At 67.5% G+C, this 14353-nt stretch carries 14 protein-coding genes and 1 tRNA gene; 5 read left to right on the top strand and 10 right to left on the bottom strand.

The window, feature by feature from the left end:
• Positions 1 to 37: 37 nt before the first annotated feature.
• Positions 38 to 1249, bottom strand: a complete 1212-nt coding sequence (locus EER27_RS11935) for a hypothetical protein (RefSeq protein ID WP_123088338.1) — start codon at positions 1247 to 1249, stop codon at positions 38 to 40.
• 433 nt (positions 1250 to 1682) lie between these two features.
• Here EER27_RS11935 and EER27_RS11940 point away from each other — a divergent pair.
• Positions 1683 to 1757: transfer RNA gene (locus tag EER27_RS11940), tRNA-Val, on the top strand.
• A 602-nt stretch (positions 1758 to 2359) separates the two neighbouring features.
• Here EER27_RS11940 and EER27_RS11950 read toward each other — a convergent pair.
• Positions 2360 to 3214 (bottom strand): tetratricopeptide repeat protein, encoded by an 855-nt coding sequence (locus EER27_RS11950; RefSeq protein ID WP_123088339.1) that lies wholly within the window; start codon positions 3212 to 3214, stop codon positions 2360 to 2362.
• Between the two features lie 258 nt (positions 3215 to 3472).
• Here EER27_RS11950 and EER27_RS11955 point away from each other — a divergent pair, with 258 nt between their 5' ends.
• On the top strand, positions 3473 to 3847 hold the full coding sequence (locus tag EER27_RS11955) for a hypothetical protein (protein ID WP_148041011.1): 375 nt from the start codon (positions 3473 to 3475) through the stop codon (positions 3845 to 3847).
• A gap of 106 nt (positions 3848 to 3953) precedes the next feature.
• On the opposite strand, the gene EER27_RS11960 is transcribed toward EER27_RS11955, so the two are convergent.
• Together EER27_RS11960 and EER27_RS11965 are read right to left on the bottom strand one after the other, a co-directional pair.
• Positions 3954 to 4580, bottom strand: a complete 627-nt coding sequence (locus EER27_RS11960) for a TetR/AcrR family transcriptional regulator (protein ID WP_123088341.1) — start codon at positions 4578 to 4580, stop codon at positions 3954 to 3956.
• Positions 4581 to 4599: 19 nt separating this feature from the next.
• Positions 4600 to 4857: an acyl-CoA-binding protein gene (locus EER27_RS11965; RefSeq protein ID WP_123088342.1), complete on the bottom strand. Its 258-nt coding sequence runs from the start codon at positions 4855 to 4857 to the stop codon at positions 4600 to 4602.
• 154 nt (positions 4858 to 5011) lie between these two features.
• Here EER27_RS11965 and EER27_RS11970 point away from each other — a divergent pair, with 154 nt between their 5' ends.
• Complete coding sequence (locus EER27_RS11970; RefSeq protein ID WP_123088343.1) at positions 5012 to 7000, top strand: SDR family oxidoreductase; 1989 nt, start codon at positions 5012 to 5014, stop codon at positions 6998 to 7000.
• Positions 7001 to 7299: 299 nt separating this feature from the next.
• Here the strand turns inward: EER27_RS11970 and EER27_RS11975 are convergent, their stop codons facing one another.
• The 3 genes from EER27_RS11975 to EER27_RS11985 all read right to left on the bottom strand — a co-directional run bounded on the left by EER27_RS11975 (position 7300) and on the right by EER27_RS11985 (position 10552).
• Positions 7300 to 8256, bottom strand: a complete 957-nt coding sequence (locus EER27_RS11975) for a restriction endonuclease (protein ID WP_190285763.1) — start codon at positions 8254 to 8256, stop codon at positions 7300 to 7302.
• Between the two features lie 320 nt (positions 8257 to 8576).
• Entirely contained in the window at positions 8577 to 9176 is a 600-nt protein-coding gene (locus EER27_RS11980; RefSeq protein WP_190285764.1) for a phasin family protein, read from the bottom strand.
• A gap of 134 nt (positions 9177 to 9310) precedes the next feature.
• Complete coding sequence (locus EER27_RS11985) at positions 9311 to 10552, bottom strand: patatin-like phospholipase family protein (RefSeq protein WP_123088345.1); 1242 nt, start codon at positions 10550 to 10552, stop codon at positions 9311 to 9313.
• 112 nt (positions 10553 to 10664) lie between these two features.
• On the opposite strand from EER27_RS11985, the gene EER27_RS11990 reads away from it, so the two are divergent.
• Positions 10665 to 11393 (top strand): DUF8198 family protein, encoded by a 729-nt coding sequence (locus tag EER27_RS11990; RefSeq protein WP_123088346.1) that lies wholly within the window; start codon positions 10665 to 10667, stop codon positions 11391 to 11393.
• Between the two features lie 13 nt (positions 11394 to 11406).
• On the opposite strand, the gene EER27_RS11995 is transcribed toward EER27_RS11990, so the two are convergent.
• A complete protein-coding gene (locus EER27_RS11995) occupies positions 11407 to 11682 on the bottom strand; it encodes a polyhydroxyalkanoic acid system family protein (RefSeq protein ID WP_123088347.1) in 276 nt (91 codons plus the stop codon).
• A gap of 84 nt (positions 11683 to 11766) precedes the next feature.
• On the opposite strand from EER27_RS11995, the gene EER27_RS12000 reads away from it, so the two are divergent.
• Positions 11767 to 12570, top strand: coding sequence for an FHA domain-containing protein (locus EER27_RS12000; RefSeq protein WP_148041012.1), 804 nt, complete (start codon positions 11767 to 11769; stop codon positions 12568 to 12570).
• Here EER27_RS12000 and msrQ read toward each other — a convergent pair.
• Together msrQ and msrP are read right to left on the bottom strand one after the other, a co-directional pair.
• Positions 12539 to 13120 (bottom strand): protein-methionine-sulfoxide reductase heme-binding subunit MsrQ, encoded by a 582-nt coding sequence (gene msrQ, locus EER27_RS12005; RefSeq protein ID WP_263316937.1) that lies wholly within the window; start codon positions 13118 to 13120, stop codon positions 12539 to 12541. The genes EER27_RS12000 and msrQ overlap by 32 nt on opposite strands.
• Before the next feature lie 157 nt (positions 13121 to 13277).
• Positions 13278 to 14246, bottom strand: coding sequence for a protein-methionine-sulfoxide reductase catalytic subunit MsrP (msrP, locus tag EER27_RS12010; RefSeq protein WP_123088349.1), 969 nt, complete (start codon positions 14244 to 14246; stop codon positions 13278 to 13280).
• Positions 14247 to 14353 lie beyond the last annotated feature (107 nt).

Consider the following 14353-nt stretch of genomic DNA (forward strand, 5'->3'; position numbering starts at 1 on the left):
GGCGGGTAAAAAACCCGCCCCACGAACTCTGACCCCGCTACTGCTTGAGAATCGCCTGGATCATCGATTCCGAATAGAACTCGCCGCTGCCTTCACTGCGGGCCATCATGGCGCGCCACAGCGGCATCGGCGCCATCGCATAGCCATGGAAGCGCTTGAATCCGCAAGCGTAGAGGCCGCGATTGACCGTCACGTCGCCCGCGAGTTGATCGCATTCCTTGAGCAGCTCCTGCGCATACTGATCGCTCGCTTCCGCGGTGAAGATGCCCGTCGCGCGCATGGCCTCCAGCATGATCGCCTCCGCTCCCCCTTCGTGGACCCAGGCGTCGTCGCCGCCGATACCGCCGCGCATCAGATTGACCTGCCACAGATGCGCCATTTCGTGCGCAACCAGGCGTGCCATGTAGGCGCGCTTCTTCGGATGATCATCGACCAGGCCCGCGCCCTGCAGGCGGTAGGTGATACCGCCGCCGGCGACGCCGCCCTTGACGTTGAAGGTGCCGGGCGCCCCGTCAAACCCGACCACAGCCACCGAGATCAAGGGCGTGTCGATCAAGTCACGCTGGAATGCCTGCTCGTAGTACTGCGACACCTTCGTAGTGGTGTCGTCAATGACCTCACGCAGCCAGGCCGGGGCTTTCGGATCGATGATGACGTTCACGTTGCCCATGCGCACCGGCTTTTGCGGTCCGAAGTAGGCATAGCCGGTCAGTTCGGTGCCGGGCTTGGCCGGCGCGATCACCGTTTCACCCGGCAGGCCCTGCAGATGCAACGCGACGTCCATGCTGCGCTGGCGATCGTCCTGAGTCAGGGCGCCGTGCAGGAAGCCAAGATAGAAATCCCAGCCGCCGTCGGAAAAGCGGTCGATCGGAGCGTATTGCCCCTCGTCAAAATCGTCATAGGCACTGATCTCCACGCTCAGTTCGGTCAGCGGTGACGCACTGCGCATGGCTTCGCTACCGTCGTCGGCGACCAGCTCCACTCCCGGCGTCAGAGGGCGCCAGGCCTGCTTGCGGTAGGGGCCGACCTGCGCGCCCAATTCCACAGCGGTGATGGGCTCCGCAAAGACGTAATCGGCGCGCCATTTGTCGGCAGCGATATGGGTCAGCGTCAGTTTGGTCGGCAAGGGCGCCGGTGCTGCGGCGTGGACGGTACCAACCAGCGCTGCAAGCAACAGGGCGGCGCACGCCGCAATCGCGCGCACGGCATTGCGCGAGCGTTGCTCGCGATCCAGGAAGAAGTTTCGCAAGACGTGGCTCCGTGCGCTGTGGGTCGACGCATTGTTGGCGGGAGCGCCGCGTCCATGAAATGTGCAGGAGGTCACCGTGCCGCGGGGCACTGCCACATCACCGCGGGTTCACGATGGTGGGCCGGGGCCCACCCTACGCGGTTGCCCCAGGGCGCCTCGTCCGATGGGTGCGACACCACGGACTTCGGGATGGCGTTGAGCGGCACCGCGGCGGGTCGCTGCACCGGGTCGGCTTCGGGTCCGTAGTCGGCGAGGATGCGGGGTAGGTCGCGTGCCCTGGGCGGTGGCGTCCACGCTTCCGGCGCTCGCGGGTTCACGATGGTGGGCCGGGGCCCACCCGACGCGCTCCTCTTGTCTTCGCCAAAGCTGATCGGTATAGTGCCGCTCCTCGCTCGACGGCCGTCAGGCCCGACAGCAGGATGTGAATGATTCCGGGCGGTTAGCTCAGCGGTAGAGCATTGCCTTCACACGGCAAGGGTCGCAGGTTCGAACCCTGCACCGCCCACCATTCAGAACAACGACTTAGGCCACCCGACGGGGTGGCCTTTTTCGTTGTACGGATCGGAGTGCGGATGATGCATCCGCCTGCGACGGCATACGATCCTGCGTAGGGTGGGCCCAGGCCCACCATCGCGAGTCCGCGAGTCCGCGAGTCCGCGAGTCCGCGAGTCCGCGAGTCCGCGAGTCCGCGAGTCCGCGCGTAGGCCCACCATCGCGAACCCGCGAGCACATGCGAACGCCATTCGGCTTCGGCCTTGCGGCCCACGGTCGATGGGTATCGCTTTGCTCAACCCATCCTACGATCCTGCGTAGGGTGGGCCCAGGCCCACCATCGCGAGTCCGCAAGTCCGCGCGTAGGCCCACCATCGCGAACCCGCGAGCACATGCGAACGCCATTCGGCTTCGGCCTTGCGGCCCACGGTCGATGGGTATCGCGTTGCTCAACCCATCCTACGATCCTGCGTAGGGTGGGCCCAGGCCCACCATCGCGAGTCCGCGAGTCCGCGCGCAGGCCCACCATCGCGAACCAGCGAGCACATGCGAACGTCATTCGGTGACGTGGGCCCGCCCCGTTGGTCGATCGCTTGGATGGCCGGTTCAACCAACAGGTCACTCCAGCTGCGCGCGGGCGTACTCAGCGTCGAGGGCTTCCATCGCGTCGTGCGGTTTGAGCTTGCCGGCCTTCTCGTACGCGGCCGCCGCGGCGGCTTCCTGCTTGTCGCCATGCAGCAGCATCAGCACGTTGCCGTGTTCGATGTGGGCGATCGGTGAGTCGGCGGTCAACTTGAGCGCGGTCTTGATGTGCTTGTCGGCTTCGGCGGATTTGGCGCCATAGGTCAGCCCGCCGATCATGCCGCCGACCTTGCCGATGATCTCGGCGTGGTACAGCGCCATGGCCGTGTGCGCCTCCGCGTGCTTGGGGGCGAGTTCCAGCGCGGCGTCGAGCGCGTGGCGGACCTTGCCGGCGATGCCTTGCTTGATCGCCTTGAGCAGGCCCAGGTGCTGGCTGTAACGCCCCAGCGCGAACGCGTGGCGATAGTGGCTGTTGGCGTCATCGGGCAATGCCGCCACCGCAGCCTCGGTCAGTTTGGCGGCCTGCTCGAAGCGCTTGAGCTTCTCGCCGTCGTCGTCGACCAGGTAGGTCGCGTGGATGCCGATGGCCTTGACCGCGAGCGACGTTCCCACCACGCCCAGCGCCTGGCCGGCACCGAACGCCTGCTTGAAGTCGCCGCGGTGGAAGGCACGCCAACCGTCCTGCAGCGCGCTTGCCAGAGCGTCGGCGTCGAGGCCCTTGGGCGCGGCCTTGCCGGCCGCGGCGATCAGCGCGGCGGCGCGCTTGCTGTCCGGGAAGGGCTCGACGTCGCCGGCGTGCAGCTTGGGCCAGGCCTTCTTCAACGCGTCGCCTTCGTAGGCGAATGCGCTGGCGTCATGGGGGAATGCGGTCCAGGTGTTCTTTGCGGCCATTGACGGTCCTTCGGTCGGCAGGGTTGCCGGGCAGCATCCCGCGCCATGCCGGGGCTGGCAAGCCTGCGCCCGGACACGGCGTGCGGGGAGGCGCGTAGCAAGAAGTGGGGCACGGATCCGGGCGGCGCGGCACCCGGCCGACCGGGCTGCGCCAGTGGTCGAGCGCGCTCGCCGGTGCCAGCTAGTGTGAAAGCTCGGCGCGGTTTCGTCACAGTGCGGCCCCGAAGCCGGCGATCGTGCCGGTACCTGGAGCCGTCCATGGCGACCCGTCGACACATTGCTACCCGTCACACCACCTTGCGACACCTCTGGCTGGCGGGCCTGGGCCTCACGGTCGTGGCGCGGCGCGAAGTGATCAGCGGCGGCCGTCGCGTGGTTCGTCGCCTGGCCACATTCGATGCTGGCGCCGTGTTGCGCGACCGAGTGGAGGATGCGCGCGGACAAGTTCCGCCCGGCGTGCTGCGCTTCAGCGCCGAGGTCGAGGCGCGACTGGCGCCGGTGCTCGAGAAGCTTGGACTCGCCAAGGGTGGGCGTGCGGCGCCAAAGGGCCGCAAGACCGGCAGCGGCAAGCGTCCGGCTGCGCGCCGCCAGGCCGCCGTGCGGCAACCGCGCCGCAACGCGCGCGGGGCTTGAAAGACCTGATACACACCGTCTCTCTCTCCACCGTCAGTGGACTTCGAAGCCCCGCGAAAGCGGGGTTTCGTCGTTGAGGGCGCGCGAAAAGCTGCTGCCCGCCGCGTCAGTCGAGGTAGGCGCGGACCAGCGTGTTGAGGTGCACGCGTTCGGCGTCGCGCAGGAACGGCGCCATCAGCATCATCACCTGCACGATGCCGTCGCGGATCGCGGCGTGCTCGTCCTTGTCGCCGCGCGCGGACGCGTAGTTGAGCCAGAAAGTGGCGATGACCAGGACGTTGGTTGCCGTTGCCGCCAGCTCGTCGCTGGACGCGCGCATGATGCCCGCCTGCGAAAGACCCCGGAACACGCCATGGGCGCTTTCGTCGGCGCGCTTGAGGATACGCGCGAAGCGGATCCTCAGCCGTCGGTTGCGGCTCAGGATCTCGACCAGATCGCGGTACAGGAAGCGATAGTCCCAGATGCACTCGAACACCAGGTGCAACTGCAACCAGATGTCCTCGAGCCCCGGCAGACGACCTTCGGGCGCGGTGAGTGCCTCGTCCATGCGCTCCTCGAAGCGCGCGAACAGGTGCTCGATGATGTCGTCCTTGTTGCGGAAGTGGTAGTACAGGTTGCCGGGGCTGATCTCGAGTTCGTCGGCGATGTGGTTGGTGGTGACGTTCGGTTCGCCCTGGGCATTGAACATCGCCAGGCTGGCGTCGAGGATGAGCTGGCGGGTCTGCCTGGCCACGGTCTGTCGGTGTCCCGGCTCAGCCGCGCAGCTTCTGCACCAGGTCCACGTACTTCTGCATGGCCTCGTCCTGGCTCAGTCCCTTGACCTTCTCCCACGCCTCGTACTTGGCGGTGCCGACGAAATCGAAGAACCCGGGCTTCGGGCCGCTGACGTCGCCCTCGGCGCCTTGCTTGTAGAGCGCGTAGAGGCGCAGCAGCGTGTCGTTGTCCGGACGGTCCGGCAGCGACTGGACATCGCCCTTGGCCTGCTCAAAAGCGTGTTTCAGATCCGACATGGCGTTGTCCTCCAGACGAGCCGATGGTGAGCGCGAATGACAGCATGCACTACCGGGGTGGTCAATACGCTGGCGATTGTTCCGCGGCACCGGCTCTGGCAACGTAGAGCGAAGACGCCGCAACCTGCGGCGGGCCATGGAGTAGGGAGGCGGCATGAGTTATTTCGTCACCGGCGCGACCGGGTTCATCGGGCGCCATCTCGTCAGCAACCTCCTCAAGCGCAAGGGCACCGTCCATGTGCTGGTGCGAAAGGATTCGCTGAAGAAGCTCGACGCGATAGCCCGCAAGATGGGCTGGGACATGAAACGTGTGGTCGTGGTCAACGGCGACATGACGGCTGCCAAGTGCGGCGTGAGTGCCGCGCAACTTCGTGCGCTGTCGGGCAAGGTCAAGCACTTCTTCCATCTCGCCGCGGTGTACGACCTCACCGCCAGCGCGGAATCGCAGCGCGTGGCCAACATCGACGGCACCAGCAACGCGCTCGACCTCGCCGCCGTGATCAAGGCCGGCTGCTTCCATCACACCAGTTCGATCGCCGCCGCGGGCCTGTACCCGGGCGTGTTCCGCGAGGACATGTTCCATGAGGCCGAGGGGCTCGACGACCCCTACCTGCGTACCAAGCACGAGTCCGAAGGGCTGGTGCGCGCCGAGAAGCGCGTCAAGTGGCGCATCTACCGGCCGGGCATGGTGGTTGGCCACTCGCAGACCGGCGAGATGGACAAGATCGACGGCCCGTACTACTTCTTCACCTTCCTCAAGAAGCTGCGCCAGATGCTGCCGCCGTGGATGCCCACGCTGGGTCTGGAGGGCGGACGCATCAACGTGGTGCCGGTCGATTTCGTTGTGGACGCGATGGACCACATCGCGCACAAGCCGCGCCTGGACGGCCACTGCTTCCATCTGACCGACCCGGAACCGCAACGCGTCGGCGAGGTGCTCAACACCTTCGCGCGCGCAGGTCACGCGCCCGAAATGACGATGCGCATCGATGCGCGCATGTTCGCGTTCGTGCCAAGCGGCATCCGCGGTGCGGTCGGCAACCTGCCGCCGGTGCGCCGCTTCATCGGCATGCTGCTTCGCGATTTCCAGATCCCCAAGGAAACGATCAAGTTCCTCACCTATCCGACGCGTTTCGACAACCGCGAGACCGAGCGTGCACTCAAGGGCAGCGGCATCAAGGTGCCCGCGCTCGACGGCTACGCCTGGCGCCTGTGGGATTACTGGGAGCGTCACCTGGACCCCGACCTGTTCGTCGACCGCTCACTCAAGGGCAAGGTACGCAACAAGGTGGTGGTGATTACCGGCGGTTCCTCGGGCATCGGCCTGGCCACGGCGCAAAAGGTGGCGGCGGCGGGCGCGGTGACGGTCATCGTCGCGCGCGGCGAGGAGGAACTGTTCAAGGCCCGTGACGCGATGAAGGCCGCCGGCGGCAAGGTGTTCGCCTATACCGCCGACCTGGCCGACCTGGCCGACTGCGATCGCCTGGTCAAGCAGGTGCTCGATGACCATGGCCACGTCGACTTCCTGATCAACAACGCCGGCCGCTCGATCCGCCGCTCGATCGAACTCAGCTACGACCGCTTCCACGATTTCGAGCGGACCATGCAGCTCAATTACTTCGGCAGCCTGCGCCTGATCATGGGCCTGCTGCCGAAGATGATCGAGCGACGCCGCGGCCACATCATCAACATCAGCTCGATCGGCGTGCTGGCCAGCTCGCCCCGGTTCTCGGCCTACGTGGCATCCAAGGCCGCACTGGATGCCTTCAGTCGCTGCGCGCAGGGCGAGTTGTCGGGCAAGGGCATCAGCTTCACCACGATCAACATGCCGTTGGTGAAAACGCCGATGATCGCGCCCACCAAGATGTACGACAGCGTGCCCACCCTCACGCCCGAGGAAGCTGCCGATCTGCTGGTCAAGGCGATCATCGAGAAGCCCAGCCGCATCGCAACGCGCCTGGGCATCTTCTCGGCGGTGTTGAATGCGGTGGCGCCGAAGGCCTACGAGGTGGTGATGAGCACGGCGTTCGAGCTGTTCCCCGATTCGGCCGCGGCCAAGGGCGACAAGAAGGCGTTGAAGGAAGAGCACGCAAGCAACGAGCAGATCGCCTTCGCGGCGTTGATGCGCGGCGTGCACTGGTGATGCCGGTCGTGGGGGCGCCTGCAACGGCGTCCCCACGACGTTGCGACCCCTTCAGCGTGTCCGCGATGGCCGCGCAGCGATGCGTCTTCGTGGTGGCGGTGGCGGGCTGTCAGCCGGCGTCCGCTGGGCCGACGCGATAGCAGACGCGCGACGGTGGTACGAACGACGACAAGATCGCTGGCACGAGCACTGGCGCAGTGCCCCGGCGCGTGTGCGCTGCTGTGCGGGCGACGGTTCTGGCCACAGCCGCGCTACAGGCGTGCGCGGGGTTGTGGCGGCCTGGGATCAGGCCGGGGCGTTCAATAGGAGCACTGCAGGAACCGCACCGCCGAGTTGCTTCTGGCAGGCGGTTGCAACTGCAGGCGCGAGAGCCGCAACTGGTCGTGGCGAACCAGCATCCTGCAGATCTCGTTGACGCGCTTGCTGCCGCTCTCGTCTGCGAGATAGACCATCAGCGTGGAGCGCGTCGACCACACCGCGCGCTCGATGCCCGGTAACGCGTTGACGTCGCGGATCACCGCAACGCGCTGCTCTTGCTCGCTGGTTGGTGCCGACGACGCAGTGCCGCCAGCTGCCGATGCGGTGGGCGTGGAGGATGCGGGAGCGTCAGCGGCGTCTTCGGACGCCGGTACGGCCGTCGTTGGCGCCGGTTCGACCTGGGCGATGGCCGGCGCGGCGGAGGCGCCGTCCGACGGCTTGCCCAGGCCCAGCCCAATCGCGAGCACCGGGCCCAGCACCAGCGCGGCCAGCCACGCCAGCACGCTCATGCGGATGCTGCTGGCGCGCGCTTTCGTCACCAGGTCCTGGTGCAGGCTGGGAGGCAGCAGCGGATCGATCAACGGCCACAGGGTGGCGCCATCGAGCAGCTCCAGGCCGCGGTGGTTCTTGCGCGCATCGGGTTCAATCCGACCCAGGGTGGCCAGGATGCCGCCGGCCGCACCGTTGAAGCGCACCGCGTCGGCCAGCTCGTTAACCTGCGTGGTGTTGATTCGGTAGCTGGCGCCCTGCTTGCAGCTGAGCAACCAGGTCTGTCCATCGCGATTGAGCATCAGGTCGGCGTGCGTGCCGCTTTCGCTGGTGGGTTCGATGCGGTTCGCATCGAAGCCCTGCGCCTGCAGCGCTTCGATGACGAAACGTGAGAACTCGCGCCATCGCATCGCAGCCAGTGCCCGGATGCCCGAATCGAGGATCAATTGCTTGCATCGGACCACCCAGATCCAGGCGCTGGCCGCGCCACCCAGGATGACCGCTATCACGAGCGCGCTTGCTACGAAGGAAGCCGTCAACATCCTGACCTCGAAGGGGCGTGCTGGACCATGAGTCGGGACTATACGCGTCCGGGTGCATAGATCGACAGAGGCTGGATGCGGATCGTCGTCGTCACGAGCGCCGATCATCGGGCACTCGCACCTGCTGTGCCTACGTTCATGCGCGCCGACACCGGCCACGAGGCGCTCGACCAGAGACAAAAAAGCCCGTCGATCCGTCCGTGCGGGAGGGGATGCACGGAGGGAGCGACGGGCCTGGAGGCGCGGCGGGCCGCGCCCAGGGTGAAACGGTGCGGTTGGTTAGCCTGTTACGGGGCGACCGGCGGCTTCGGGGCGTCGATCGACTTGCGCGCGGACTTCTTGACGGCCGGCTTGCTTGCCTTCTTGCTGGCCGGCTTGGCGGCGGCCGCAGCCGGCTTTGCGGCCTTGGCGGGCTTTTTCGTGGCGGTTGCCGGCGCCTTGGCGCCGTTGTGCCTGCGCAGTTCGGCCGTCAGCGTGTCGACACGACGGCTGAGATCGGCCAGGTCGTCACGGCCCGGTACGCCGAGCTTGTTGAGCGCGCGCTGCACGCGATCCTCGAACACCTTCTCGAGGCGGTCCCACGTGTCGGCGGCGCGCTCGCGTGCCTGGCCCACCTTGGATTCGACTACGTCACGCACGGCGTCGGCCTGGCCACCGGCGAACTTGCGTGCGGTCTGCTCCAGGCCAAGGCCTTCCTTGACGAGGCCTTCGAACAACTTGGTGCCTTCGGCCTGGGCACGGCCAAACGCGCCGACACCGGCGAGCCAGATCTGCTGCGCCGATTCGCTGAGCGACTTCGACAGGTGCTCGGCCTGTGCCTGGGCACCGGGCTTGGCGGTGCTGCGCTTGCTGGAGGCTTTCTTCGCGGTCTTCTTGAACGTGGCCATGGCGCTTCCCTGAGTCTGCGTGGTCGAAGGTGGATCGGTGACTTGGACGATCCTGATGATCGTGGCCAATGCACCATCGCCGCGGGGCCTAGAGTTTTCACACCAGCAACGTGTTGGCAGTGTGTGTGCGTCGCTCAGCGTGGGGGCTGTCGGCGGCTTTCGACGATGCGTTCGACATCGTCGAGCGCGCGCTTGAGGCGCGCGGTGGTATCGGTGTCGCGCGCAGGCCGTGCCAGGCCGTCGAGGATCGAGCGGTTCTCGTCGGCCACCACGTCGGTGCGTATGCGAATGCCGTGCGCGGCCAGGAGCGGTGCGAGAACGTCGGCGCGACGGTGCAGGTCGGCCATGGTGTTGCGGTAGGCGATCTCGCAGATGCGCCGACGCGCCGAAAAACTGAAGGCATTGGTGAAGAACAGCTCGCCGTCTTCGGCGTTGGGCTCGAACACCAGCTGATCGATGTCCGGGTACTGCTGGCGGTAGCGCGCCAGACCGACCTGCATGCGCGACTGCAACAGGGTGCGGAAGGTCTGGGACAGCACCGCGGGCAGGCCGCCCGATGCCAGGTGGCGAGCGACGTCGCTGCCCGGCGTGCGCTGCGAGTTGAACGGTACCAGCGGGTTGATGCCGATCATCAGGTCGATGCCGCGCTCGAGCACCACCGAGGCGTGCATCGTGCGGCGCAGTGCGCCGTCGACGAAATGGCGGCCGCGCAGTTCGACCGGTGGGTACAAGCCGGGCAGGGCGGCGCTGGCCTGCACCGCGGTCGAGATCGGCACATCGTCCCAACCCTGGGCGCCGAAGCGCACCGCGTCGCCGCTGTCCAGATCGACCGCGACCACGAACAACGGCGCGGCCAGCTTGCGGAAATCGTTGCTCCGGCCGCGACGCGTGAACACCTCCCGCAGGAAGTGCTCGATCGCGGCGTTGTCGAACAACCCGGTGGGGACCAGCCCGCCGAAGCTCGCGACCAGGTCCGACCAGCGCGCATCGCCCGGCGAGAACAGCGCCTCACGCCACCACTGGGTGGCCAGGCGAGGCAGGCTCGACGCGCGGCGCAGGTACTCGAAGATCGCCGGCCGCAGGAAGGTCTCGGGACGGAACTGGACGTCGTTGCTGTCGCCGGTGATGAAGATCCGGCACATCTCCTCGGTGCCCATCCGGTTGGCCAGGGCGGCGGCGAGGAACGCGCCACTGCTGACACCAACGTAGCAATCCAGCCGAGTGAGGTCGAAGCCGTCGAGGGCCTCGTCCATGGCGCGCAGCGCGCCCAGCTCGTACATGCCGCCGATCGGTCCGCCACCGGCGACTGCCAGGCCGATCCTGGGTTCGGCCGAGGACTTGCGCGCCCGCTTCCGGGCCGAATGGAGTGACAGCATGTAGGTACATACGGCGAGGTTGGGTCGAGTGTAGCCCAATCGCCGCCACCGCCCGGCCTGGGCACCGCCGTCGCGCTTGCGGGCTTGCCGGGTGCGGACGATGATCGCGCCAATGTCCCGCAATCCCGACCTGTCCTCCCGGCTGGGCTGCCTGCTGCAACGGCACCAGACGCTGCACGACCGCCGCCTCGAACCGCGCAACCACCTGCGTTGGCTGCCGGAGTTGCGGCGCTGGCAGGCGGCGCGGCTGCAGGCCAGCTTCGAGCGCTTCCTGCTGGACCCGCGTCGGCGGCCGGCCGCGCAATTCTTCCTGACCGACGTCTACAACGATCACGACTTCAGCCGTCGCGATGCCGACATCGCGCGCGTGCTGCCGATGATGCAGACGCTGCTGCCGGGCGCCCTGCTGGCGACGGTGGCCGATGCGATCGAGCTGGGCGTGCTGACGCATGCCTTCGACCTGCGCATGGCACATGTGCTGGACCGGATCGCACCGCGACGCCGCAAGCTGGATGCCGCCCTGTACGCGCAGGCCTATCGCGAAGCGGGCTTGCCGCGTCTGCGCGGCCACCAGATCGACCTGATCGCCAGTGTCGGCAATGGCCTGGGACGGGCGTTGCGGATGACCGGCGTGGTGGTGCTGCTGAAGTTGTCGCGTGGCCCGGCCAAGGCGGCCGGGCTGAGCGAGCTGCAGGGGTTTCTGGAGCGTGGTGTCGCGGCGTTCTCGAAGCTGGGCGAGGTCGCCGGCTTCATTGCCGAGATCGAAGGCGACGAACGTGACGTCGCCGCGCGCCTGTTTGGCGGCGACCCCGATCCGTTTCGTGGCGCGGCCGGACGTTGAGACTCGGGTCGGATCAGCCGAAGCGTTCTTCCAGCACCCGGCGGATTTCCGATTCGATGGGGCCCTTCAGCGCACCCAGCAGGAATCCCAGTTTCGCGGTGACGTGCAACTGCTTGGGCAGCAACGCGATGTGGCCGTCGACGCCGCTGCGCGCGAAGTTGAGCGTGTCGCCGTCCCAGCCGTATTCCATGCCGAAGCGCTCGGCGAGTTTCTCGGCCACTTCCTGCACCGCGGCGCGTGCCTTGGCCGGTGCCAGTGAGTGGGCGTGCTGGATGTTGATGTGGGACATCGGGATTCTCCGGGGTTGCCCGGTATTGTGCGTGTGCAGGCCGGCTGCTTCCAAGTGCGCGGACCCGTGCTAGATTCCCGCCGCGTGGATGCCCTCAGACTTCGATTCCCCAATCAAACCCCGGACGACCTGGTGCTGAGCCAGGGCGTGCACGGCATCGGCCGCGGGCCGGACGGCCTGCCGGTGGCGACCGATGACCCCGGCATGACGTTGGTACAGCTAAGCGTCGATCGCCGTGGCGTGTGGCTGCGACTGCGCGATGGCGTGCGCGGTCTGCACGTCAACGGTCGCCCTGTGAAGCGCATGGCGATGCTGCGCGCCGGCGACTCGATCTACTTCGAGGGTGTCGAGATGGGGCTGCTGGGTGGCGTGCCATCGGCGGCGCCAACGGGCAGCCCGGATGCCGCCACCAACGCCGACGTGCGCATGGTGCTGCGCGGCCTGGCCGGGCAATACCACGGGCGTTGCATCCCGCTGGACCAGACGCGCCTGGTGGGGCGGGCCGCCGATTGCGACATCCGCATTGGCGAAGGCGGCATCAGCGGCCATCACGCCAGGCTCGAACCGCACGGCGATGGCGTGGTGCTGCGCGACGAAGGCTCCAGCGCCGGCACCCTGGTCAACGGCGTGGCCGTGCGCGACGCGTTGCTGCGCTCGGGCGACCAGGTGGTGTTCGAGGCGCAGAGTCGCTTCGTGGTCGAGGCGCCGCTCGGTGCAGGCCAGCAGCGATCGACGGCACTGGACGCGGTCGATCGCGATGCCGACCCACTCGAACTCGAAGGCGCAGGCCCGGCGATGTCGTCGGTGCGGCGCATGCCGTGGCTGCTGCTTGCCGCGTTGATGCTTGCCGGCGCTCTCAGCCTGTTGCTGATGTACGGCGTGCGCTGAGCGTTCGTCGCGACGCCAGCTTTTTCCACAGCCGCCAGCCCAGCAACACTGCGAGGATCGCCGCGTACATTGCCGGCTCGCGGATGTCGGACTTCACCAGCCACCAGAAGTGCAGCACCGCCAGCACGGCGGTGGCGTACACCAGCAGATGCAGCCGGCCCCAGTTGCGGCCCAGGCGGCGCATCGCGGCCTTGGTCGAGGTCAGGGCCAGCGGCACCAGCAGCAGCCACGCGGCGAAGCCGACCGTGATGTAGGGACGCTTGACGATTTCCTCGAACACCTGCGTCCAGTAGCCGCGCAGGTCGAGCACCAGGTAGGCGGAGAAGTGCAGGCTGGCGTAGGCGAATGCGTACAGCCCCAGCAGGCGCCGGAACCGCAGCAGCACGGCTTGGCCGGTGACCTGTCGCAGGGGCGTGATCGCCAGCGTCAGCAGCAGCATGCGCAGCGCCCACAGCCCGAGGCGGTGCTCGATCTCGGCCACGGGGTCCGCACCCAGGCCGCCGCTGCCGGTCAGCCACTCCGCACGGATTTGCCAGGCGAGAATCGCCATCGGCGTCAATGCCAGCAGGTGCACGACGAGCTTGGCGACGATGACGCCAGCCGGCGTCTTCGGGCGCGCCGGGCCAGTCCGCGACACCCGCGCAGGCGCCGCGGAGCGGTGGCCCGTCTTGCTGGCGGGTACGGTCACGTGCGCGTTGTCCACCGGATCAGAACCACTGCCGCAGGTCCATGCCCGCGTACAACCCGGCGACCTGCTCGGCGTAGCCGTTGAACGGCCGGGTGGGAATGCGTTCGGCGAACAGCTTGCTGGCGGTGCCGGCAATGCGGCGCTCGGTCTTCTGGCTCCAGCGCGGGTGGTCCACGCCGGGATTCACGTTCGAGAAAAACCCGTACTCGCTGGGCTGGCTCTCGTTCCAGCTGGTGAGCGGCATGCGTTCGACGAAGGTGATCGCCACGATCGACTTGATGCTCTTGAAGCCGTACTTCCACGGCACCACCAACCGCAGCGGCGCGCCGTTCTGCTGGGGCAGGGGTTTGCCGTAGAGGCCGGTCGCGAGCAGCGTCAGCGGGTGCATGGCTTCGTCGATGCGCAGGCCCTCGCGGTAGGGCCAGTCGAGCGCGGCATAGGCGATGCCCGGCATCTGCCGCGGGTCGGCCAGGGTGGTGAAGGCGACGTACTTCGCCCGCGAATCGGGCTCGAAGCGCTTGAGCACCTCGCCCAGCGGCACGCCCAGCCACGGGATCACCATCGACCAGCCCTCGACACAGCGCAGCCGGTAGACGCGCTCCTCGGGCGCCCGCGCGCCAAGCAGGTCCTCGACCGAGAACCGGCCCGGCTTGGCGCAGGCGCCGCCGACGGCAACCGTCCACGGCGAGGTGCGCAGCGTGCGTGCGGCCCGCGATGGGTCGGTCTTGCCCGTTCCGAACTCGTAGAAGTTGTTGTAGCTGGTGATGTCCTCGAGTCGGGTCAACGCTTCGGTGGTCGAGAAGCCGGCGCGCGCCTGTTCAGGGCTGATCACCAGGCCCGACGGCGGAGGCGGTTCGGCCTTGCCGCAGCCGGCCAGGGCCAGGGTCGGCGCGGTCATCATCGCCGCCAGCAGGCGCCGGCGCTGCCGATACACCGTTTCGTCGGTGATCTGGGCCGAGGGGATGGCGAGTGCGTCGCGCAGGGACATGGCTGACTCCGTGGATTGACCTACCTAAGCACAAGAGGCGGCAAAGGGGCGAAAAGTTGCGCGGGAAACAAAGGCTCCGCGCTCTGCTGCGCTGCGGCATACTCGGG

Source organism: Montanilutibacter psychrotolerans, from assembly GCF_003719825.1.
In the GTDB taxonomy this organism is placed as follows: domain Bacteria; phylum Pseudomonadota; class Gammaproteobacteria; order Xanthomonadales; family Xanthomonadaceae; genus Montanilutibacter; species Montanilutibacter psychrotolerans.

Bases quoted from the DNA above. Each gene is read 5' to 3' on its own strand.
- EER27_RS11990 (WP_123088346.1), top strand. From the start codon at position 10,665: ATGTCCCGCAATCCCGACCTGTCCTCCCGGCTGGGCTGCCTGCTGCAA.
- EER27_RS11970 (WP_123088343.1), top strand. From the start codon at position 5,012: ATGAGTTATTTCGTCACCGGCGCGACCGGGTTCATCGGGCGCCATCTC.
- EER27_RS11955 (WP_148041011.1), top strand. From the start codon at position 3,473: ATGGCGACCCGTCGACACATTGCTACCCGTCACACCACCTTGCGACAC.
- EER27_RS11950 (WP_123088339.1), bottom strand. From the start codon at position 3,214: ATGGCCGCAAAGAACACCTGGACCGCATTCCCCCATGACGCCAGCGCA.
- EER27_RS11995 (WP_123088347.1), bottom strand. From the start codon at position 11,682: ATGTCCCACATCAACATCCAGCACGCCCACTCACTGGCACCGGCCAAG.
- msrP (WP_123088349.1), bottom strand. From the start codon at position 14,246: ATGTCCCTGCGCGACGCACTCGCCATCCCCTCGGCCCAGATCACCGAC.
- EER27_RS11980 (WP_190285764.1), bottom strand. From the start codon at position 9,176: ATGGCCACGTTCAAGAAGACCGCGAAGAAAGCCTCCAGCAAGCGCAGC.
- msrQ (WP_263316937.1), bottom strand. From the start codon at position 13,120: ATGGCGATTCTCGCCTGGCAAATCCGTGCGGAGTGGCTGACCGGCAGC.
- EER27_RS11985 (WP_123088345.1), bottom strand. From the start codon at position 10,552: ATGCTGTCACTCCATTCGGCCCGGAAGCGGGCGCGCAAGTCCTCGGCC.
- EER27_RS11965 (WP_123088342.1), bottom strand. From the start codon at position 4,857: ATGTCGGATCTGAAACACGCTTTTGAGCAGGCCAAGGGCGATGTCCAG.